21 protein-coding genes are annotated in these 21,170 nt (G+C 73.0%); 6 read left to right on the forward strand and 15 right to left on the reverse strand.

Annotated features, from left to right (window positions below; translation table 11 throughout):
* Positions 1 to 215 precede the first annotated feature (215 nt).
* Positions 216 to 1,487 (forward strand): MFS transporter, encoded by a 1,272-nt coding sequence (locus AQI94_RS17995; RefSeq protein ID WP_031060678.1) that lies wholly within the window; start codon positions 216 to 218, stop codon positions 1,485 to 1,487.
* Positions 1,488 to 1,703: 216 nt separating this feature from the next.
* Here AQI94_RS17995 and AQI94_RS18000 read toward each other — a convergent pair whose 3' ends face one another.
* From AQI94_RS18000 to AQI94_RS18010, 3 genes are read right to left on the reverse strand one after another with little or no spacing between them, the layout of a single operon-like run.
* A complete protein-coding gene (locus AQI94_RS18000) occupies positions 1,704 to 2,126 on the reverse strand; it encodes an arsenate reductase ArsC (protein ID WP_031060681.1) in 423 nt (140 codons plus the stop codon).
* The gene (locus tag AQI94_RS18005; protein ID WP_062229813.1) at positions 2,123 to 2,917 is read right to left on the reverse strand and encodes an aquaporin; all 795 of its coding nucleotides are present in this window, start codon (positions 2,915 to 2,917) and stop codon (positions 2,123 to 2,125) included. Before AQI94_RS18005 ends, AQI94_RS18000 begins: the two co-directional genes overlap by 4 nt.
* Positions 2,914 to 3,291, reverse strand: coding sequence for an ArsR/SmtB family transcription factor (locus tag AQI94_RS18010; RefSeq protein WP_031049381.1), 378 nt, complete (start codon positions 3,289 to 3,291; stop codon positions 2,914 to 2,916). The genes AQI94_RS18005 and AQI94_RS18010 overlap by 4 nt, the downstream gene beginning before the upstream one ends.
* 89 nt (positions 3,292 to 3,380) lie before the next feature.
* On the opposite strand from AQI94_RS18010, the gene AQI94_RS18015 reads away from it, so the two are divergent.
* The gene (locus AQI94_RS18015) at positions 3,381 to 3,812 is read left to right on the forward strand and encodes an ArsI/CadI family heavy metal resistance metalloenzyme (RefSeq protein WP_031049378.1); all 432 of its coding nucleotides are present in this window, start codon (positions 3,381 to 3,383) and stop codon (positions 3,810 to 3,812) included.
* A gap of 82 nt (positions 3,813 to 3,894) precedes the next feature.
* Here the strand turns inward: AQI94_RS18015 and AQI94_RS18020 are convergent, their stop codons facing one another.
* Together AQI94_RS18020 and AQI94_RS18025 are read right to left on the reverse strand one after the other, a co-directional pair.
* Entirely contained in the window at positions 3,895 to 7,251 is a 3,357-nt protein-coding gene (locus tag AQI94_RS18020; RefSeq protein ID WP_031049376.1) for a S8 family serine peptidase, read from the reverse strand.
* 64 nt (positions 7,252 to 7,315) lie between these two features.
* Entirely contained in the window at positions 7,316 to 8,083 is a 768-nt protein-coding gene (locus AQI94_RS18025; protein WP_051832403.1) for a DUF3152 domain-containing protein, read from the reverse strand.
* 158 nt (positions 8,084 to 8,241) lie between these two features.
* Here AQI94_RS18025 and AQI94_RS18030 point away from each other — a divergent pair, with 158 nt between their 5' ends.
* Genes AQI94_RS18030 through AQI94_RS18040 form a run of 3 tightly spaced genes read left to right on the forward strand, consistent with a single transcriptional unit; the run spans position 8,242 to position 10,936 of the window.
* Positions 8,242 to 8,937, forward strand: a complete 696-nt coding sequence (locus tag AQI94_RS18030; protein ID WP_031049372.1) for a response regulator transcription factor — start codon at positions 8,242 to 8,244, stop codon at positions 8,935 to 8,937.
* Positions 8,934 to 10,394, forward strand: a complete 1,461-nt coding sequence (locus tag AQI94_RS18035) for a sensor histidine kinase (protein ID WP_225890210.1) — start codon at positions 8,934 to 8,936, stop codon at positions 10,392 to 10,394. Before AQI94_RS18030 ends, AQI94_RS18035 begins: the two co-directional genes overlap by 4 nt.
* Positions 10,391 to 10,936, forward strand: a complete 546-nt coding sequence (locus AQI94_RS18040) for a hypothetical protein (RefSeq protein ID WP_031049368.1) — start codon at positions 10,391 to 10,393, stop codon at positions 10,934 to 10,936. Before AQI94_RS18035 ends, AQI94_RS18040 begins: the two co-directional genes overlap by 4 nt.
* Here AQI94_RS18040 and AQI94_RS18045 read toward each other — a convergent pair.
* The 5 genes from AQI94_RS18045 to AQI94_RS18065 form a co-directional block, all read right to left on the reverse strand.
* Positions 10,902 to 11,300 carry an ArsR/SmtB family transcription factor gene (locus AQI94_RS18045; protein ID WP_031049366.1) on the reverse strand — a complete coding sequence of 133 codons (399 nt, stop codon included), beginning with the start codon at positions 11,298 to 11,300 and terminating at the stop codon, positions 10,902 to 10,904. The genes AQI94_RS18040 and AQI94_RS18045 overlap by 35 nt on opposite strands.
* A 155-nt stretch (positions 11,301 to 11,455) precedes the next feature.
* The gene (locus AQI94_RS18050; protein ID WP_031049364.1) at positions 11,456 to 11,830 is read right to left on the reverse strand and encodes a roadblock/LC7 domain-containing protein; all 375 of its coding nucleotides are present in this window, start codon (positions 11,828 to 11,830) and stop codon (positions 11,456 to 11,458) included.
* Between the two features lie 274 nt (positions 11,831 to 12,104).
* The gene (locus tag AQI94_RS18055; protein ID WP_062229814.1) at positions 12,105 to 13,862 is read right to left on the reverse strand and encodes a SpoIIE family protein phosphatase; all 1,758 of its coding nucleotides are present in this window, start codon (positions 13,860 to 13,862) and stop codon (positions 12,105 to 12,107) included.
* Positions 13,863 to 13,954: 92 nt separating this feature from the next.
* Entirely contained in the window at positions 13,955 to 14,236 is a 282-nt protein-coding gene (locus AQI94_RS18060) for a hypothetical protein (RefSeq protein ID WP_199814364.1), read from the reverse strand.
* A gap of 2 nt (positions 14,237 to 14,238) precedes the next feature.
* Positions 14,239 to 15,060 (reverse strand): phytanoyl-CoA dioxygenase family protein, encoded by an 822-nt coding sequence (locus AQI94_RS18065; RefSeq protein ID WP_031053340.1) that lies wholly within the window; start codon positions 15,058 to 15,060, stop codon positions 14,239 to 14,241.
* 70 nt (positions 15,061 to 15,130) lie between these two features.
* On the opposite strand from AQI94_RS18065, the gene AQI94_RS18070 reads away from it, so the two are divergent.
* Positions 15,131 to 15,907, forward strand: a complete 777-nt coding sequence (locus AQI94_RS18070; protein WP_062229815.1) for an AraC family transcriptional regulator — start codon at positions 15,131 to 15,133, stop codon at positions 15,905 to 15,907.
* A gap of 8 nt (positions 15,908 to 15,915) precedes the next feature.
* On the opposite strand, the gene AQI94_RS42855 is transcribed toward AQI94_RS18070, so the two are convergent.
* The 5 genes from AQI94_RS42855 to AQI94_RS18090 form a co-directional block, all read right to left on the reverse strand.
* Complete coding sequence (locus tag AQI94_RS42855) at positions 15,916 to 16,065, reverse strand: hypothetical protein (protein ID WP_318658113.1); 150 nt, start codon at positions 16,063 to 16,065, stop codon at positions 15,916 to 15,918.
* 59 nt (positions 16,066 to 16,124) lie between these two features.
* Positions 16,125 to 17,024 carry an amidohydrolase family protein gene (locus tag AQI94_RS18075; protein ID WP_031053463.1) on the reverse strand — a complete coding sequence of 300 codons (900 nt, stop codon included), beginning with the start codon at positions 17,022 to 17,024 and terminating at the stop codon, positions 16,125 to 16,127.
* 128 nt (positions 17,025 to 17,152) lie between these two features.
* A complete protein-coding gene (locus AQI94_RS18080; RefSeq protein WP_051832609.1) occupies positions 17,153 to 18,445 on the reverse strand; it encodes a vWA domain-containing protein in 1,293 nt (430 codons plus the stop codon).
* On the reverse strand, positions 18,442 to 19,662 hold the full coding sequence (locus AQI94_RS18085; RefSeq protein WP_062229816.1) for an AAA family ATPase: 1,221 nt from the start codon (positions 19,660 to 19,662) through the stop codon (positions 18,442 to 18,444). The genes AQI94_RS18080 and AQI94_RS18085 overlap by 4 nt, the downstream gene beginning before the upstream one ends.
* Positions 19,663 to 19,750: 88 nt before the next feature.
* On the reverse strand, positions 19,751 to 21,148 hold the full coding sequence (locus tag AQI94_RS18090; protein ID WP_031043689.1) for a hypothetical protein: 1,398 nt from the start codon (positions 21,146 to 21,148) through the stop codon (positions 19,751 to 19,753).
* Between the last annotated feature and the right edge of the window lie 22 nt (positions 21,149 to 21,170).

Here is a 21,170-nt window from a genome sequence, read left to right on the forward strand (position 1 = left end):
GTGCCGCGCTGTGCGGGTGCGAAGGGTGAGGTGAGTCCGCGCAGCGTGGCCGACGCTTCAGTGTGCCCGGCCGCACCCCGTGCGGGTAGAGGGCCTCCGGCCGATGAACCGGCCCTCGGCTTGGGACAATTGTGGCTGTTGCTTTGCCCGTGCATGCGTTGTCTGCCGTGGCACCCGGACCTAGCCTCGCCTGCGGAACCGTGGGAAGGACCGGCATGCTGACGACCGTTCGAGAGCAGGCGAGGGGACTCACCAAGGACCAGCGCAACGCGTTCGTCGCCGCCTATCTGGGCTGGGCGATGGACGCGTTCGACTACTTCCTGGTCGTCCTCGTCTACAGCGAGATAGCCGACGACTTCCATGTCTCCCTCACCGACATGGCCTTCCTCACCACCGCCACCCTGGTGATGCGGCCGGTAGGCGCCTTCGTCTTCGGCCTGTGGGCCGACCGCCGGGGCCGCCGGCTCCCGCTCATGGTCGACGTGGTCTTCTACTCGATCGTCGGATTCGCCTGCGCCTTCGCGCCCAACTACGCCGTCCTGCTGGTGCTTCGCCTGCTGTACGGCATCGGCATGGGCGGCGAGTGGGGTCTGGGCGCGGCCCTCGCGATGGAGAAGATCCCCGCCGAGCGGCGCGGCTTCTGGTCGGGGCTGCTCCAGAGCGGCTACTCGCTGGGGTATCTGCTCGCCGCCGTGGCGTTCTTCGTCATCGAACCCGCCTTCGGCTGGCGGGGGTTGTTCGCCTTCAGTCTGGTGCCCGCCCTGGTGGCCCTGTGGGTGCGGACCCGCGTGGAGGAGAGCGAGGTCTGGGAGAAGAGCGTCAAGCTCAACCGCACCCCCGCGTACCAGGTGTTCAGGGATCCGGCGGTGCTGAAGCGCTTCGTGTACCTCGTGGCGCTGATGACCGCGTTCAACTGGATGTCGCACGGCACCCAGGACATCTACCCGACTTTCGTCAAGAAGGGTCTGGGGCTGTCCCCGGACACCTCCATCGCCATCGCCGTCGTCTACAACATCGGCGCCATCATCGGAGGCGCGTTGCTCGGCGCCTTCTCCGAGCGGCTGGGGCGCCGCCGCACCATCATGATCGCCGCGGCCGGGGGCCTGGTCGTGGTGCCGTTCTTCGTGCTGTCCACGGCCGTGGGCTGGCTGATGCTCTCCTCCTTCCTCATGCAGATGTGCGTCCAGGGGGCCTGGGGTGTCATCCCCGCGCATCTGACCGAGATGAGCCCGGACGCGATCCGCGGCTTCTACCCCGGTGTCACCTACCAGTTGGGCAACCTGATCGCCGCCCTCAACCTCCCGATCCAGGAAGCCCTCGCCGAGCGGCACGGCTATCCGGCGGCGATGACGTGGACCGTGGTGCCCGCCCTGGCCGTGGTGATCGTGCTCAGCGCCGTCGGCAAGGAGGCCAAGGGCATCCGCTTCGGCGGGTCGGGCGCCCCGGGCGACCCGGCCCCGAGCACGGCGGTGGCTGACAGCGCGTAGGCCGGCTCACGGCAGCCACGGGCCGGCCGGCTCCTCGGGTGCGAGGACCGGCCCGGTCCCGTCCCGCCGTCGAGCGAGCGGGCCCGCGCCCAACTCCACCCGGCGGGCGGGTCTTTGGCCTGTGAGCGGTCGAGCTCGCCCGGTCGAAACGGCGTACCCGGGTCCGTCACTGGGCTGCCGGCGCCCCCGATGCCGTACCCACGACACTCATGACACTCACGCCCTCACCTCGACGCCGAGTTCGGCCAGCAGGACCCGCACCCGCCGCTCGATCTCGTCGCGGATCGGCCGGACGGCCTGGACGCCCTGCCCGGCGGGGTCGTCCAGCGTCCAGTCCAGGTACCGCTTGCCCGGGAAGTACGGGCAGGCGTCCCCGCAGCCCATCGTGACGACCACGTCGGAGGCCTGGACGGCGTCGGAGGTGAGGATCTTCGGGGTCTCGGCGGAGAGGTCGATGCCGGTCTCCCGCATGGCCTCCACCACGGCGGGGTTCACCGCGTCGGCGGGAGCGGAACCTGCGGAGCGGACCTGGACGCCGTCCCCGCCGAGACGGCTGAGGAAGGCGGCGGCCATCTGCGAGCGGCCGGCGTTGTGCACGCACACGAACAGCACGGAGGGGACGGCGGCGGGAGAGCTCATGAGGAGACGGTGCTTTCTTCTGCGGGGCGGGCGGGCCGGGCGGGCCGGGCGGGGGAGGGCAGCTGCCGATCGCCGTGCGGGACGACGGCCTCGTCCCCGGCCGTCGGCGTGGGGCGGCCGAAGGTGACGGCGACCAGGACGAGACCGAGGCCCGCGCCGGCGAGCTGGGCGGCGAGGAAGGGTGCCACGGAGGAGGGGGCGATGCCGGCGAAGGTGTCGGTGAAGGCCCGGCCGATCGTCACGGCCGGATTGGCGAAGCTGGTGGAGGAGGTGAACCAGTAGGCAGCGCCGATGTAGGAGGCGACCGCTACCGGTGCCAGCTGCGCACGGCCTGCCCGCGCCAGTCCGAGGACCAGCCAGACCAGTCCCGCCGTGGCGACCACTTCGCCGAGCCACAGATGGCCGGCGGACCGGTCGTGCGCCGACCAGTGCACCAGAGGCCGGGCGAACATGGCGTCCGCCAGGACCGCGCCGGCGATGGCCCCGGCGACCTGGGCGGGCACGTACGCCGCCACCTCCCGGGGACCGGGGCCGTCGGCCGTACGGAGGCCGGCGAACCAGGCGGCGAGAGTCACCACGGGGTTGAAATGCGCCCCGGAAACGGGGCCGAGCAGGGCGATGAGCACACCCAGGCCGAACACGGTCGCCAGGGAGTTGGCCAGCAGCTGCACGCCGATGTCGCGGGTCAGCTCACTCGCCTGGATCCCGGAGCCGACGACCACCGCCACCAGCGCCGCCGTGCCGACCGCCTCGGCCGCCGCCCGCCGTGCGAGCGGGACCGAGGCGTTCACGCGGAGGCCTTGGCGGGGACGGCCGGTGTCTCCAGGAGGGCGGACAGTCTGCCCAGTGCCTCGGGGAGCACCCAGTAGTACACCCAGGTCCCCCGTCGTTCGGAGCCGACCAGCCCGGCCTCGCGCAGCACCTTCAGGTGGTGGGAGATGGTCGGCTGGGAGACGTCGAACGGGCCGGTCAGGTCGCAGACGCACGCCTCCCCGCCCTCGTGGGAGGCGATGAGGGACAGCAGCCGCAGCCGGATCGGGTCCGACAGCGCCTTGAACATCCGCGACAGCTCGGCCGCGTCCACCTCGCCCAGCGGTTCGCGCACCATCGGGGCGCAGCACGCCTCGTCCTGGCCGAGCACCGGCAGATCAGCTTGTTTCGACATGCCTCTATGTTGACGTCTGTCGATCCAGGTGGCAACCTCGGCTGTATCGACATCCGTCGATACAGCATCGTCCCGGATGGGAGACCGCCATGTCCCGAGTCCAGCTGGCCCTGCGCGTCGCCGACCTGGAAGGCTCGATCGCCTTCTACTCCAAGCTCTTCGGCACCGAGCCCGCCAAGCGGCGCGAGGGGTACGCCAACTTCGCCGTCGCCGAGCCCCCGCTGAAGCTGGTCCTCATCGAGGGGGAGAGCGGCGAGGAGACCCGCCTGGACCACCTCGGTGTCGAGGTCGCCGGCACCGCGGACGTCAACGCCGCCACGGCCCGGCTGAAGGAGGCGGGCCTGGCCACGTTCGAGGAGAACGACACCTCCTGCTGCTACGCCCTGCAGGACAAGGTGTGGGTGCACGGCCCGGGCAAGGAGCCGTGGGAGGTGTACGTGGTCAAGGCCGACGCCGACACCCTCGAGAAGGCCGGCACCTCTCCGGACGCCTGCTGCGGCACCACCGCCTGCGGCTGCTGACCGGTGGCCCGCGGACCCGGGCGCACCTCTGCCCGGGACGGCGACGCGGCCGTCCCGGGCAGAGGTGCGTTACACGGGTGGTTCAGGGGGTGGTCAGGTAGGCCCTTTCGATCGTCTGGGTCAGGGTGTTGCCCGCGCGGTCGGTCAGCTCGGCGCGCAGGGAGACGGACCCCGCCGTCGCCGGGTGCTGGAGCGACAGATGCGTGCCGCCGACCGACCTGGCGGCCTGCCAGGTCCTTCCTTCGTCGTACGACACCTGGAAGGCGAGCTTCGCCGGGCGCTGACCCGCTGCCGCGCCCTCGACGGTGAAGGGCACCTCGAACCGCTTGCCGGCCTTCGCGGTACTGGCGAGGGTCAGGTCGGGACTGAAGCGGACCGTCGACAGCGGCACGGCGGCGAACTCGCCCCCGGCGGTCTTCGCCGAGCGGAAGGTCCACTCCGCGTGGACCCTGGTGCTGACCGGATACACGGCCGGGTCACGGGTGTTGTCCACCGTCAGCCGGTACGCGGTGTCCTCGGCGGGAAGCGTGTACTCCGTGAGGTCGAGGGTCGGCGGGACGCCGTAGTCGTCGGCGATCTCCTTGCCGTTCGCCTCCAGCCTGGTCGTCGTCGACGTCGCCTCGCTGGTGCCCCAGTGCCCGGAGCCGTCACCGAACAGCGGCAGGTAGGCCCTGAGGGTGTTCCCGTCGCGGCCGAGGCCGGGGAAGCCCCTGGCCGGTCCGAGGTCGCCGGGGCCGCCCAGGACCGGTCCGAAGACCCCCACACCGAAGCGCTCCTGATAGGTGTGGCCGGCCTGCCAGGTCCTCGGCATGCGCATCAGGAAGCCCTCGAAGGAGGCGTCCGGGCCCTCGCCCCAGCGCTGCCAGGTGCGCACCGACCACTTCACGCCGTTGTCGAGGATGTACTCGGTGCTCCGGTACGGCAGGTCCCCGCGCATGTCGGTGAGGCCGCTCACCAGTCTGCCGTCCGGCAGATGCGCGGTTACCTCCGCCTGGACGCGCCGGCCCCCGACCGCCGCACCGACCTGGAGGTCCACCTTGGCCAGCTGCCCTCGCCGGACGTTCGCGGTGAAGCCGTCCAGGGTGCCCTCCCGGTACCAGCCCAGGTGATAGTTGACGGGCCTGCCCTGCTTGTCCTTGCCGGCCCACCTCCCGGAGTAGAGGGAGGTGAGCCCCGCCACGGGCTCGTCGGAGGCGAGTCGCCCGAACCGGGAGCCCGCGAAGGTGGGCAGCAGGAACTGCAGGGAGGCGTCGTCCCGGCCCTCGCCCCGCCCGTAGCCGACCGCGACCACGGCGTCGTTGTTCACGGCCGCCGGGTCGGGCACGGTGATGTCCACCGGCTTCGCCTGCCGGGCGTCCACGGTGACCGTCATGTCCCGGTCCAGCCGCAGCCTGGGCCGGACCAGCACGGCGTGCCGGGGGGCGGACAGCGCCGGGTGGATCACCCCGGTCAGGAGGTAGTCGGCCTTGGGCAGCCGTACCGTCAGCTCGCCGTCCCGTTCGTCGGCGTAGTCGGCGTAGAAGTTGCCCACGAGACCCGCCACGGAGGTCACGGCGTCGCCCGTCGCCGCGCCCTGCTCGTCGATGTGCTTGAGCGTCAGGTCGTACGACTCCACCTCGCGGACCACGCCCACGGCGGACCGCACCCGTATCCTGCCGTCGGCGGAGGCGGCCGTCACCGAGCCGCCGAAGCTGCCGTCCGCGGTGCCGGCGCGGGTGTCCGCGGTGACCTCGGCCTGTGTCTCGCCGCCCGCCGGGACGGTGATCCGCCGCGGGGAGACGGCGAACATCCCCTCGGCGGCGGGCTTTCCGTCCACCGCGTAGGCGTCGACGGACAGGTCGAGGGTGACCGGCTCGGTGCCCAGGTTGCGGTAGGTCAGCCGCCGGGTCTCGGCCTTGTCGTCGTCGTGCGGCCACTGCTGGACGCCGAAGTCGACCGGCCCCTGCTCGGTGACGACGTTCTCGTCCAGCGCCCGGACCACGTCGACCCGTCCGGTGCCCTGCTGGTAGGAGCTGTACGCGCCCGGCTTCGCGGAACCGGTCAGCACCGCCTTGAGGCGCTCACCGCTCCAGTCGGGGTGCTGCTGGGCGAGGAGCGCGGCCGCGCCCGCGACATGCGGGGTGGCCATGGAGGTGCCCTCGATCGTGAGGTACCCGGGAATGTCGGAGGGGTACCACTGCGACAGGAGGCTGCCGGCGGCGGACGCGGCCGTGATGGCGACGCCCGGCGCGGTCAGGTCGGGCTTGACCCCGCCGTCGCCGACCCGCGGGCCGCGGCTGGAGAAGTCGGCGAGCGCGTCGGACCCGTCGACCGCGCCGACGGTGAGCGCGGAGTCCGCGCTGCCGGGCGAGCCGACGGTCGTCTCGCCGGACTCGCCCTCGTTGCCGGCCGCGATGACGAAGAGGGTGCCGGACTCGGCCGAGAGCCGGTTGACGGCCTCCTCCATCGGGTCGACCCCGGGGAAGTCGGTCCCGCCGAGGCTGAGATTGACGACGTCCGCGCCTTGGGCCACCGCCCACTCCATGCCGGCGATGATCCCGGAGTCGCTGCCGCCGCCCTGGTCGTCCAGGACCTTGCCGTTCAGGAGCCGCGCGCCCGGCGCGACCCCCTTGTACTTGCCGTCGGACTGGGCGCCACTGCCCGCCACGGTGGACGCGACATGGGTGCCGTGGCCGAACGCGTCGGTGGTGGTGCCGGTGCCGCTGAAGTCCTGCGCGGCGACCACCTTGCCCGCCAGGTCGGGGTGCCCGGTGTCGATTCCGGTGTCCAGTACGGCGACCTTGGTGCCGCTGCCGTCGAAGCCCGCGGCCCAGGCGGTCGGTGCGCCGATCTGGGGGACGCTCTTGTCGAGGGAGGCCCGGCGCTTCCCGTCGAGCCACAGCTTCTCCACCCCGGCCGCGGCGGTGAACTCCGCCGCGCCCCGCGTGGACTTGTGGGTCACGGCCTTCCAGAACCCGGTGCCGCGCTTCTTCGCGGAGCGCATCGCCCTGCCGTTGACGACGGGCAGCCGGCGGCCCATCCGTGCCCCGGCCTCGGTGAAGGGACCGGTCGAGGGCGCCTTCCTGCCGCGGAACGTGACGATCAGCGGCAGGTCGGAGCGGTTCGCGTCGTCGTAGCCGTCCTTGACCAGCTGGGTGACGTCGAACAGTCGCGGGTCCAACGTGCCCTGTGCCAACAGGAGTTCGGCGTCACCGGGGACGACCCGGGTGTGCCCGGCGACGACCCGGACCGAGAACGGCATGTTCTCCCGGCCCTGTGCCCGCTCCACTCCCGAGACCTGGCCAAGGGCGTCCACCAGGACCCGGTCACCGGTGACGAGCGTGACCGTCTTCACCGCGGAGGCCGTACGGGTGCTCCCGGTGGAGACGTCGTCAAGGGCTCCGGCGCCGGCCGGGAGCCCGGCGAGGACCAGGGCCGCGGAAGCCACCCCCGCGGCCATGGCCGCATGTCTGTGGCGTACGCGTAACTCCATCTGAACTCCTGACAGTTGGGGGATCAATGCGTCACGGGACCGAGGGACCCGTGAGGAGACGGCCGTCGCTGTCGTACGGCCAGACATTGGGGACGCAGCCGAGCAGGCCCTTGATCTGCTGCATCATCGCGGGGGCCGGCTGCCCCTTGCCGGGACAGGTGGCGTGGCCGTGGCCGAGGAAGTGGCCCACCTCGTGGTTGATGATCAGCGAGCGGTACCCGACGACGTCCTCGCGGTAGAACTCGGTGGCCAGGACCCAGCGCCTGAGATTGACCATCACGTTGTGGTTCACGCTGCAGTTGACCGTGCCGCCGGTGTCGAGGCCGCCCTCGGCGCAGATCCGGTCGACGGTCGCCGGCGTGGCGAGGCGGACCCGGAAATCCGTCGGGCCGTCGGACACCCGCTGGAACGCCGAGTGGCCGTCGGCCGTCCAGCCCCGCGGGTCGGCCAGGGTCCGCTCCACCTGGGCGGCGACGTCCTCGGGGGAGATGCTGATGCCCTTCTCCACCTCGACCCGGTAGCGCAGCGGTGTGCCCTTGCCGACCCGCCCGCTTCCGCCGGGTGCGGTGACGAAGGTCCCCGGACCGCTCTGCGGCAGGGGGGTCGCGGAGGGGCCGCGGGGCGCGCTGGGCTCTTCCGGTTCCGGTGCGGAGGCGGTCTCTTGCGACTTCGGACTCTCAACGGGCATGAGCGCCGCGGAGGTTCGTCCCGGAGTGGACGGCAGCCACGCCACCACCGTGCCGCCGACGGCCGCGAAGGCCGCCAGCGCGGCCAGGCCGCCCAGCAGTTGGCGTTTCACGCTCCGCTCGGAGCGCTTCCGGCGCGAGCGACCGGCGGGGTTTCGTCTGTGCGCTGTCACGGTCGTTCACGATGTGATCGCCATGTGATCGGACCTGGCCCGGAAGGTAACGAACCGATAACCCTCCTCGCGGTCCTGGCCCTGTGGATACTGTGCGCATGTCACGTGTACTGCTGATCGAGGACGACCCCGCCGTGCGGGAGGGCGTCGCCCTGGCCCTGCGCCGCCAGAACCACGACGTCGACGCCACCGCGACCGGCGAGGAGGGGATGGACCGGCTGCGGGCCTTCCGCCCAGACATCGTCGTCCTCGATCTGATGCTGCCCGGCATGACCGGACTCGACGTGTGCCGGGGCATACGGGCCGTCGACCAGACCCTGCCGATCATCATGGCGACGGCACGCGGCGACGAAGTGGACATCGTTGTCGGTCTGGAGGCCGGCGCCGACGACTACGTCGTCAAACCCGTACTGGCCCGGGTGCTCGACGCCCGGATACGGGCCGTCCTGCGCCGGGCGGCGGGCGGCCCACCCGGCGCCGGGGGCCTGCCGAAGATCGACACCTACGGCGACCTCGCCGTCGACCGGGCCGGCCTGACCGTCGCGCTGAACGGCGAGCCGATCGCCCTCGCCCCCTCCGAGCTACGGCTCCTGCTCACCCTCTCCGCCTCACCGGGCCAGGTGTTCAGCCGTCAGCAGCTCCTGGAGGCGGTCTGGGAGCACGACTACCACGGCGACGCCCGCCTGGTGGACGCCTGCGTCAAACGACTGCGCACCAAGATGTCCGAGCCACCGCGCGCACCCCGCTACATCCACACCGTGCGCGGTTTCGGCTACCGCTTCTCGGCGCCGTGAGGAAACGCCGGCTGCGGGGCCTGCGTGCCCGTCTGGTGGTGGCCTTCGGGCTCGTCGCCACCGTCGCGGCCATCACGACCGGGGCCCTCACCTTCCGGGAGGCGCGCACCGGAGTACTCCAGCAGAGCCAGGATTCCACCATCAGACAGCTGCGGGCCCAGCTCAACCAGCACGCCGCCGAACTCGCCGTACCCCCCGACGAACCGGCCCTGCGGGAGTTCGCCCACGACATGGCCGCCACCGAGTCGCAGGGCAGCTGGCGGGTGCTGGTGACCTACGGGGACCTCAGCGGTTCCTCCGCACCGGCAGACCCCTTCACCGAGGTGACGCCCGCTCTGCGGGAGGCCGTCGGATCCAGCCGGGCCACCGTCTTCCAACGGGTGCGCGACCAGGGCCGCACCTCCCTCGTCGTCGGCATGTCGATCCTCTTCGGCGGCCGGGACACCACCCCCACCGCCACAGGCGTCCAGGTGTTCCTCGTCGTGCCGCAGACCACGGAACAGGCGTACGTCGACGCCCTGGTCACCGCCGTGGAACGGGCCATGGTGGCCGCCCTCGCGCTCGCTGTCGTGCTCGCGCTGCTCGCCGCCCGCGGGGTGCTGGTGCCGGTGCGCAAACTGCGGCTCGCCACCCGCAGGATCGCCCAAGGGCGCCTGGACACCCGGCTCGCGGTCAACGGCTCGGACGAACTCGCGGACCTGTCCCACACGTTCAACGAGACGGCCGCCGCACTGGAGGCCTCGGTCGCGGAGCTCCGCGACATGGAGTCCCGGGCCCGCCGCTTCGCCGCCGACGTCTCGCACGAACTGCGGACCCCGCTCGCCGCCATGTCCGCGGTGACCGACGTCCTCGACGAGGACGCCGCCCGACTGGATCCGGACACCGCCACCGCGGTCCGGCTCATCAGCGAGGAGACCGTCAAACTCGCCCGCCTCGTCGACGACCTGATGGAGATCTCCCGCTTCGACGCGGGCGCGGCGGTGCTGCACCTATACGAGATCGACCTCGCCGAGTCGATCCGCCGCACCCTCGCCTCGCGCGGCTGGACGGACACGGTGGACACCGAACTGCCCCCGCCCGACGCCCTGCGCGGCCGCGTCGACCCGCGCCGCCTCGACGTGGTCGTCGCCAACCTGGTCGGCAACGCGCTCAAGCACGGCGACCGTCCGGTACGGGTGCGTCTGAGCGGCGGCGACGCGGCGGCCGTCATCGAGGTACGGGACAGCGGCCCCGGCATCCCGCCCGACGTGCTGCCCCATGTCTTCGAGCGGTTCTACAAGTCGGACACCGCCCGGATCCGCTCCGAGGGCAGCGGACTGGGCCTCGCCATCACCGCCGAGAACATCCGCATCCACGGCGGCACCGTCCGCGCGGCCAACCACCCGGCGGGCGGCGCAGTCTTCACCGTGGAACTTCCGCTGCGGCGGGACGAGTCGCCCGAGGAGGGTCCGTCATGAAATCCCTGCGCCGCGTCCCGCTGCTGGCGCTCCTCGCGCTCACCTCCTGCGGGATCCCCGCGACCGGGGTGGTGCAGGCCGGCGGCCCTGCCAGCGGGACTCTGCCTCAGACCCCGGTCTACTTCGTCGACAGGAACGGCGGGCTCGTCGCGACGCCCCGCACGACCGAGGCGCCGGGTGAGCCCGAGGCGGCCCTGCGGCTGCTGATGGCCGGGCCGCTGGAAGGGGAGGCGGGCGTGGGCGGCCTGTTCACCGAGGTGCCGGGCTCGGCGACCTCCGCGCCCCTGCCCACGGCCACCGCCGACGCGCCCGGCACTTCCTCGTCCGACGCCCCGACGGTGACCGTGGCGGGCGGCACGATGACGATCGGACTCCCGCCGGGCGTGGACAGGTTGAGCGACACCGGGGCGCGGCAGATGATCTGCACGGCCGCCGCCGCGTACCGCCTCACCCGCCCGTCGGTGGACGCGGTCACCGCCGAGGTGACCGACGGAGCCGGATGGCGGGTCAGAGGGTCGGACGAGGGCTGCCCCGATCGGTGAGGAGTCCTTCCGTCGCGGGAGCTGCCGGCTCGGCGGTGTCGGCCTGCCGGAGCTGGCTCAGGAGCTGGTTCTGGCCCGCCAGCAGTTCCGTGAGGATGCGGCGGGCGGCGCGCAGGAGTTCGGCGACGTCACCGCCGGCGAGGGCGTAACTCACCGTGGATCCTTCGCGGGTGGACACGACGATGCCCGAGCGCCGCAGCACGGCCAGCTGCTGGGAGAGGCTGGAGGGCTCGATGTCGATGTCGGCGAGCAGGTCGCGGACCGGCACGGGCCCGTGCTGGAGCAGTTCCAGGACACGGATGCGCACGGGGTGGCCGAGCATGCGGAAGAAGTCCGCCTTGGCCTGGTAGAGGGGCACGTGCATGGGCGGCGCTCGCTCCCTGCCGAACGGTACGGGGTCGTCGGTGCCGATCCTGCTGGTCGGGGACGCCGGGCGGCCACGGCTTGGGCTCATGTGGATGTGGTGACTTGAAGAAGTCTTCACATCGTGGGCGCACGGCGTCCCGTCCGGGAGCGGCTCTAGACCTCCAACTGCTGCTCCACGCGCTTGAGTTGGTGCCGGGCCATCGCGAGGTTCGAGCGGGCCTTGTCGAGGACCAGGTAGAGGAACAGCCCGTTGCCGGTGCGGCCGGTCACCAGGCGGATGAGGTGGTACTGGTTCTCGAGCGTGATGAGGATGTCCTCGATGTCGCTCTTGATCCCCAGCTGTTCCATGGTGCGGACCTTGGCGCGGATGACGTCGGTGTTGCCCGCCGCCGCGACCGTCGGGTCCAGGTCCTTGCCGCCGCCCAGGGTGCCCAGCGCCATTCCGCTGGTGTAGTCGACGACCGCGGCCGCCACCGCCCCTTCGGTCCCGGCCATCATCTCCTTCAGCGACACTTCCACACTCGCCACGGTGCCTCCCCTTGTGTCTGTGGATCGCGGCGGACCCGTGCTCGGGCCCGTCCGCCGGATTCCGGGACCGTATGCGCGGAGCGGGTGGCCGGGTGCCGGGGTCTTCGGGACTGTCTTCCGTTGACCGAACGCCATACCCGCAGGACCGCCCGCGGGGCCACAACTGGCCTTCCAGGGGCCGAAGATGACGCCCGGAGCGGACTCGGTGCCGCCCGGCCCGGCCCGGCCCGGCTCGGCCGGGAGGCGCGGGCGTGTGCGGTGGGCCGAGCCGGGGCTAGAGCGTGCGGGCCGCCAGGAGCGTCACGTCGTCCTCGGACTGGGCGGGGGCCAGCCGGTCGAGGACGGTGGTCAGGATGTCCGGCAGCGGGTGCCCGGCCGCGATGGGCGTGCCGGCGAGGGCGGCGAGGCTCGTGTCGATGTCCTCGCCGCGCCGCTCCACGAGCCCGTCGGTGTAGGCCAGCAGCAGGGTGCCCGGCGGCATCGGGCAGGGCCGGCTCTCGTATCCGCCGGCACCCGTGCCCAGGGGAGGCCCGACCGGCAGGTCCGCGAGCTCGGGGGCGGCGCCGGGCCGGACCAGCAGGGGCGGGACATGGCCGGCCGTGGCCAGGACCGCCTGTCCGGCGGCGGGGTCCAGGAGGACCAGCACACACGTGGCGACGCGGTCCAGGTCGAGCGCGTGGGCGGTGCGGTCCGCCTCGGCGAGCAGCTGGCCGGGGGCGAGCCCCTGCAGGGCCAGCGCCCGGAGCAGGGAGCGGTACTCGCTCATGGCCGCGGCGGCCCGCACCCCGTGCCCCATGACGTCCCCGACCACGAGCAGGGTGCGTCCCGAGGGCAGCGCGACGGCGTCGAACCAGTCGCCGCCGACCTCGGCACCCCGCCCGGCGGGCAGATAGCGGCTGGCGATCTCCACTCCGGGCCCCGGTATGTGCGGGGTGGCCAGGAAGGCGCGCTGCATCTCCAGCGCGGTCTCGTGCTCGTGGGTGTAGCGCAGGGCGTGCCCGATGCCGGTCGCGGCCCGCGCGGTCAGCAGCTCCAGCAGCTCGACGTCGTCCGGTGTGAACTCGGGGGAGTGCGCCCGGCGACCGAGCATCACCGCCCCGACGGGCTCGCCGCCGACCATGAGGGGCAGGTAGGCCACGGAGTGCAGCGCCAGGGCGCGGTAGCGCTCCAGCCGCTGGCGTGTGGGGGCGAGCATGCGCAGGGTGTCGTCGTCGGGCCGGTTGAGCACCATGGGCTTGTGCGCGGTCAGGACGTGGGACATCGACGAACTGGCCTGGTGGAAGATCACCTCGCCGCTTCTGGTCGCCGGGGTGAGCGGCTCGGGCACACCGGGAGCGGCGGCCACCGCCATGCGTCGCAGCCGCACCGGGACGGGGGTGGCCGGTGCCCTGCGTGTGCCCTCGGGGTCGAGCACGTCCACGGCGGCGTAGTCGGCGAACCGCGGCACCAGCAGGTCGGTCAGCGCCCGGCAGGCCTCGGCCGCGTCGAGCGTGCCGCCGACCCGGGAGGCGGTCTCCTCCAACAGCTCCAGGCGTTCCTGGGCCCGCCGGAGCGACTCGCGCTGGCGGATGCCCTCGGTGACCTCCATGACGACGGCGGCGACACCGAGGATCCCGCCGTCCTCCGCCTCCAGCCGGTGGAAGGCGCCGAGCCACCAGCGCGGCACGTCCACCGTGTGGTCGGGCACCCGGCCGTCGAACACGACCGTCTGCGGCCGTCCGGTACGGAGCACTTCGCGGGCCACCTCCGCGGAGGGCCCGGAGCCGGGTATCACCTCCGGCATGGGACGGCCGAGGTGCTCGTCGACGGACAGGCCGTTGAACCCGGCCAGGGTGTCATTGAGGTACAGATAGCGCAGGTCGGTGTCCAGGATCGCGACGGCCGCCGGTGTCCCGTCCAGGAACCGGCGGGCGGTCCACAGCTCGTCCAGCACCTGCCCGGTCCCCGCCGCCCGGGCCGCCTCGGACAGCTCCCGCACGGTCCCGGAGGACAGGAGGGGGGCGGATCGCGCGGACAGGCGGGGGTGGGTCATCTGGTGTGATTCCTCGAAGTTCCGGAGTCCGATTCGTCATACTTGTGGCGTATTGGACCACATTCGAGGGGGTCGCGGCTATGAGCTGTGTCTCACCCGCCGCTCACCAGCTTCTCGAAGAAGAACTCGTGCTTCAGGAACGAGGTCTCGTGCTCCGTCCCCGGATACGGCGGGACCAGCTGCGCGGCCTGGAAGAGCCGCCAGCCGTCCTCCAGGGCGGCGACACCCGTCTCGTACGGTGGCTCGTCGCTGTCCCCGGTCGTGGGACGGGTGGTGCCCGTGCCGTCGTAACGGGCCCAGCCGATGACCCGTGAGTCGAGCGCGGAGGTGTCCAGGTACAGGACGAGAACCTGCTGGCGCACGGTGGTGGACATGGTCACGCCTGGCTCCTCTGTGCGGCGGGCCGGTTGGCGATACGGGTGGCCCAGTACTCGATGTCGAACGTGGGATCGCCGGTCAGGGCCCGCCACAGCCTGATCCGGTTGAGGATCTCCAGTCGGCCGGTGGCCTGCTCGTACCAGGGGAAGCCGCGTCCCAGCTCCTCCCGGACGGCGGGCGCGTCCAGGTCCGCGGTGTCCCACAGCCGCACCTGCGGCACGGTCGGGTTGAAGCGGATCTTGTACATGTGGCGGACGATGTCGCTGTCGTTGCGCCGCCCGCCGTGCCAGATCCCGTGGTGCAGCAGCGCGACCGTGCCGGCCGGGCAGGTCAGCCGGGTCTGCCCGCGCAGGTTCTGGTAGCGCCCGGTGTCGGACTCGTTGGTACGCCGCAGATGGCTGCCGGGCACGATGAGCGTGCCGCCCATCTCGGCGGTCACCTCCTGCGGGTAGTACATGAGCTGCACGTCGAACGCGTCGGTCCGCAGATCGATGACGGCGTCCCCGTGCAGCGGCTGCGCACTGCCCTCACGCGGCTCACGGGTGTGCACGTGATGGTGGTCGACGGTCGGATCCGGGCCCACCAGGCTCTCCAACGCGCCCGCGACGGCGGGCAGTTCGACGAGCCGGCGGGTGAAAGAACCCTCGGGGAACGCCTTCGGCACGGGCGTGCCGTACGGCACGGAGGGCAGCCCGGCGGCGAAGACCGCGAGCGCCTCCTCGTTCATCTCCGGGGGCACGATGCCGTCCAGGCGCAGAAAGCCGTGGGCCGTGAACCGCGCCACCTGGGCGGAGCTCAGCAGCTGTCGTGTGGTTGACATACGGCAACGGTAGGAACAGTCACCCTGATCGTCGTGGGCTGTAAACGACGACCACTGGTAATTTTCCACCATGACCCGTCATGTCGACCTGGCCCTCGACCTGCCGCCGCACGTGGAGAACGCGGGCATCGGCGTCCACGGCTCCGCGGGCCCGCACGACGTGTTCCGCCTCCCGCGCCTGTGGCAGCTCCATCTCTACGGCTACTCGGGCGCCCTGGAGCTCGGCGGCTCCCGGCACCCGATCCGCCCCGGACACGTGAGCCTCGTCCCGCCCGACACCGAGGTGCACTTCCACTACGACGCCACCCGCTGCGAGCACTTGTACGCCCACTTCCGGCTGCCCGGCGACGGCGAGCGACGCCGGGTCCCGGTGATGCAGGACGCCGGCGCGGACGCGGCGGCGCTGACCGGACTGCTGCGGCAGACGGTCGCGGCGAGCGCGCAGTCCCCGGCCCGGGCCTCCGCGGAGCTGTGGACCGTGCTGTGGCGCACCACCGGCCTGGCCGGCGCCGGCCAGGACCGGGCCCGGCACCCCGCGCTGCGCACGGCGATCGCCCACATCGAGGAGCACCTGGCCGGCCCGCTGACCGTCCCCGGCCTCGCCCGTGCCGCCGGGGTCTCGCACACCCATCTGACCCGGCTGTTCCGCGAGGACACCGGGCACACCGTCGTCGCCTACATCCGGCGCCGCCGCATGGAACGCGCCCGCCACCTGCTCATCGCCTCGACGCTGGCCATCCCGGCGATCGCGGCGACCGTCGGCATCCCCGACCTCCAGGCCTTCAACAAGACCTGCCGCAAGGAGCTGGGAGCCTCGCCTCGCGCGGTACGGGAGCGGCACGGATAGAGCGGGGCTCACACGGGTGCCGCCACCGTGCGCCGGGCACCCCGTCGCCGGGTCCGGTGGCCGCCGTCCGCGGCGTAGCGGACGAACGAGACCGTCGTGACGTACGGGCTGACGGGGGTGCTGCTGCCCAGGGCCGGCAGGACCGGCGACGCGGTCACCGCCCACGACCCGCACGGACAGGGCGATTGCCAGGCCGAGCGCGATCGCTGCCGCGCCGTCATTCCCTGCCGGTGAGCAGTCGCCGCGGGTTCGCGATCCGGAAGGCGTAGGCCGCCGCTCCGCCGAGCCCGTGGCCGGGGTGCTGCGGCGGCTCCGCGTACGGCCGGTCCGAACCCTGGACCACGGCTTCCACGCCCAGGGCCCGCACGACCGACTCGACCGCACGCGGCCCGTACGAGGACGTCTCGACGAACACCGACGGGTCCGGCCGGGTCCCGCCGCCCCCGCGCGCGGCGAACCGCTCCCCGTGCAGCGGAGCCAGCCCGGCCAGCAGCGCGAAGCAGACCCGCAGCCGTGGGTGACGGGGGCGGCCGAAGGCGCGGAAGGCGAACCAGGCGGCGTGCATCTGCTGGACGTAGGGCACCATCGCGGGCCACCAGCCCGGTCCCTCGCAGCCACCGGCCGCGGGCCCGGGATGGACGAAGAGCGGAAGGTCGCGCTCCGCCAGCAGATCGAGCAGCGGCGCACACCGCGCGTAACCGGCCGCGTCGACCAGGGCGTCCGCGGGCAGTTGGAGGCCGACGAAGCCCTGGTCGAGCCGGTCGGCCGTCGCCCTGGCATCGATGTCCCGCACGCAGGCGGCCGCCCACGCCCCGAACGGCTCGGGCAGCGCGGCCGCACCTTCGTGATAGGCGTCCAGCAGCGGCCGCGCCTCCGCCCCGGGCAGCCACTCCACGCCGATCGGAGCCGAGAGGGAGACGAGCGCGAGACCGAGACCGTCGGTGGCGGCGAGTTCCGCGCGCCGGGTCACGTCGTGGTCGGCGGGCGGCAGGTCGTAGGGCGGCTCACCGTCCAGGTACAGCGTCCAGCCGTCCAGGTACGGCGGTTCGCGGCGCGCCCTCAAGGCCGTCACCAGCGACGGGCTCCACAGATGCTGGTGCACGTCGACATTGGTCATGGCACTCCTCCCACCCGGGCCCGCGATGTGCACCGGACTCCGCAGGCCTCCATGATCTCGTGGTCCACCGCCCCCGCGTCCACCCCGCGGGCGTCGTGAGGTCGACCGCCCTTGCCGGGACCCGTGGTTCAGCGGGCCCCGGACGCCGAGCCGATCTCCACCACCCGGGCCCAGGCGGGCGGTGAGTCCGGCACGTACTCGGGATTCCTTTCGCGTCGCGCCTGGCTCCTCTCGGGACGGGGGAACAGACCGACGACCGTACGGCAGGAGGGCCGCGCGCTCGGCCAGGGGGTCTGCCCGTCGGTCAGGGCCACGACGACGTCCGGACGGGGTCGCGAGCGCAGCGCCCTCGCGAAGCCCGTGCGCAGGTCGGTGCCCCCGCCGCCGACCAGGGCGATGCCCTCGGCCCGGCACAGTGGACGCACGACCCCGGCCGCCGCGTCGCACGAGAGGACGTGGACCAGGTCGCGGCGGCCGCCCACGGCACGGCAGATCGCGGCCACCTCCAGCAGGGCGCTGCCCAGTTCGTCGTCGCTGACCGAGCCGGAGGTGTCGATGATCACGCAGACCCGGGGCGGCCGGCGCCGCAGGCTCGGCAGCACCGCGCCGGGCACCCCCGCCGAGCGCCGGGACGGACGGCCGTAGCTGTAGTCGTCGCCCGCGCCCGAACCGGAGACCGCGGACCGAAGTGCCGCGCCCAGCAGGTCCCGCCACGGCTGCGGCGGATGGAACGCCTCCTCCGCCCACCGCCGCCAGCCCTGTGGGGTGTCCCCCGGATGCGCCTTGATGCCCTGCGCCACCCGGAAGCGGACCGCGTCCCGCTCCTGGTCGCTCAGACCGTCCGCCCCGTCGGGACCCAGGTCCCACTCGCGGTCCAGGCCGTCGGCACCGCTGCCGCAGTCCAGCCAGGACAGATCAAGGGTGAGCGGTCCGAGGCTGATCCCGCTCAGGTACTCCTCCATCAGCTGCCCCACGGGCAGCCGCAACCGCCCGGGCCGGACGGCGTCCTTGGGCGCGACCAGTCCCTCGCCGTACACGTCGTCGTTGATCTCGCAGTCCGCGGCGATGTTCATCCGCAGCCGGTCTCCGAGACCGGTCAGCCCGCGCTCCCGGGCCACCCGGTCGCCGCGTCCGTGGTGGTCGCGCAGCAGATGGGACACCTCGTGCACCCACACCCCCGCCAGCTCCTCCACCGGCATCCGGTCCACGAACGCCGGGGAGACATAGCACCGCCAGTGCCGGTCGACGGCCATCGTCGGCACCCGCCTCGACTCGACGGTGTGCAGGGCGAACAGCGCCGTGGCGAGATACGGGCGGACCCGGGCGGCATGCAGACGGGCGGCGAACAGCTTGTCGCGGTCCAGACGGCCGCCCCCTTCGGACGTGCCGGTGCTCGTCTCCCTGGGGGTGTCCGCGCTCATCGCCGGCCCTCGGAGGCGACCGCCGCCCGGTCCGCCCGCCGCGACAGCGCCACCGTCCCGGCGAGCCTGTCGATCGTGGCCGGCACGTCCCAGTCCTGCTGCCGCAGCGAGGCGAGGGTGGTCGCGGGCACGACCACCAGGTCCGGGGCCCCGGTCTCCAGCGCCCGGACCAGCACCGCCCACGCCGAGTCCCAGCGGGCCCGGTCCGGACGCGCGCGTACGGCCGCCACCACACCGTCGAGCACGGCCTGCCGCAGGTCGCCCCGCTCGGGCAGGACGGCCCCCGCGGGGTCGGCGAGCACGTCCTCGGGGTCCGGGAGGTCCATCCGGTCCAGGCTCGCCAGCAGCTCAAGGCCCGGACCGTCGCCGACCGTCCCCCGGACCAGCAGGGAGAGCACGTCCCGCGCGGAGCCGGCCGCGGTCGCGAAGGCGACCAGGGACAGCGTCATGTCCCAGCTCCGCGGCGACGGCCAGGGTCCGCCCCGCCGGGTCTCGTCGGTGGGCAGCCGGTGCACGAGCGTGGGCCGCGCGGCGAGCAGTCCGCACACCGCGCGGCGGGCGAACTCCACGGCCTCCGGCAGTCTCCGCGGATCGAGCCGCGGCAGGGTGGCCCGCGGCCAGGTCCCGCCGAGTCCGCGCACCACCACCTCGTGATCGTGGGTCCACTGGAGATGGACGAACCGGTTGGCCAGCGGCGGGCTCAGTTCCCAGCCGTCGGCCGCCGAGGCACGGGGGTTCGCGGCGGCCACGATCCGTACGCCGGGCGGCAGTCGCAGCGCGCCGATCCGCCGCTCCAGGACGAGCCTGAGCAGCGCGGCCTGCACGGCGGGCGGCGCGGTGGACAACTCGTCCAGGAACAGCAGCCCCCGCCCGGCCCGCACCAGCCGTACGGCCCAGTCCGGCGGGGCCATCGGTACGCCCTGGGTCGCGGGATCGTCCCCGACCACGGGCAGCCCGGAGAAGTCGGACGGCTCGTGCACGCTGGCGATCACCGTGGTCAGCGGCAGGTCAAGGGCCGTGGCGAGCTGGGTCAGGGCCGCGGTCTTGCCGATGCCCGGCTCCCCCCACAGCAGGACCGGCAGATCGGCGGCCACGGCCAGGGTGAGGGCCTCCAGCTGGGAGTCGGGGCGAGGTTCGGTGGTGGAGTCGCGCAGGAGGGTCAACAGGTCGGCGGCGATGTCGAGTTGAGAAGCGGGGGCAGGGGCGGTCATGGGCATGAGTGATCACCTTTGGGCTGGGAGGGGGCAGGAGGAGGGAGGTTTCCGGTGGCGGACGCAGGCCGGATGACGCGGGCAGGCGGGGGACTCAGGTCGCGTGCCGCGGATGGGTACGCCGGTTCCGCGCGTCGCGTCCGCTCGGACGCGGGCGGAACCGGGCAGGCCCGGGTCCCGCCAGGCCCGCCCTGAACAGGCCGTAGGTGATACGCCGCAGCGCGGCCGCCTCCAGCGCCTCCCGGAGGGGGCCGGCGCGCAGCAGCGCCTCGGGCCCGAGCAGTCCTTCCACGACGGCCAGCGCGCCGGCGGTGTCGCCGTGCACGAGACGTTCACGGACGCCGTCCAGACAGTGCGGACGACGGTGTGCCTCGTCGATCGCCTGGAGACAGGGGAGCGGAGTGCCGGTGAGTGCGACCAGCAGTTCCTCGCGCCGGATCTCGTCCGGGTCGTGGTCCAGCGGGGCGAGCACCCCGTCGACCAGACCGATCCGGTGGCGGGCTCCCCGGCATTCCACGAGACGCGGTGTTCCGGTCCGGTCGGGGGTGCGAGGCGGTCCGCCGGCCGCGCGCTCCGGTGTCAACGCGGCAGCGACCAGAGGGTGCAGGCGAGCCGCCTCGATCGCACCGGCGCGCAGCAGCTGGACGTCGGGCGGCACCCAGGTCGCCGCGTCGGGCAGGACGGGAAGCACGGAGACGATGTCGGCCGAGGGTGTCGGCACGGGACGGATCAGCTCACCGTCCGCGGCGAGCTCCAGCACCAGCCGGTGCCGTCCGCCCCACCGCACCAACAGGCGGCCACCGGACCGCCCTTCGGCTCCGAGCAGTATCCGCGCCTCGGCCGCCCAACGGTCGACGGCACACTCGGGGGGTGCGCCCAACTCCGCTGCGGACAGGTGAGGTCGACCGGTCACCGATCCGAAGGAGGGCTCACCGGTCCCACCGCCCCGGTCCCCCTCACCGGCCCCCGACCGCTCCCGCAACTCCCCGGCGCGGCCCGCATCCCACAGATGCCGGTGCAGGTCCAGGCGGAACCGTCGGTTCGGACGCGGGTGCGGATGCCGTACGGCGTCGGCGGTGGCGCGGGACCACAGGGCGAGGCCGATCCGCTGCCCGGCATCCGCCCACGCGGGCGCGGTCCGGGCCACGAGATGCACCGGGCCCTCGACGGCCTCGTACCGCGCCAGGGTCAGGGTGAGCCCGGGCCGCAGCAGTCCGTCGGGGGCGATCCTCGGCAGGTGCCAGCGCAGCAGGTCGGGAGCCAGCGCGCGGAGATCGGACCGCACCCGGGAGGCGAACTCCCGGCCGTGATCGCGCGCCACGGCACGGAGGTTGAGATCGACGTCGAAGCCCGCGGCGGCACACGCCCCCGACCAGTCCCCGGCGAGGCGACGGGCGGTCGCGGTCTCGATCATGGAGGCCGGCACGGCGAACTCGCGCACGCGCGGCCAGAAGGACGTACGGATGTCCTCGTTCGCGGTCGAAGTGAGCATCAGCACTCACCTTGCGCGGACG

Source organism: Streptomyces pseudovenezuelae, assembly GCF_001513955.1.
Taxonomy (GTDB): Bacteria; Actinomycetota; Actinomycetes; order Streptomycetales; family Streptomycetaceae; genus Streptomyces; species Streptomyces pseudovenezuelae.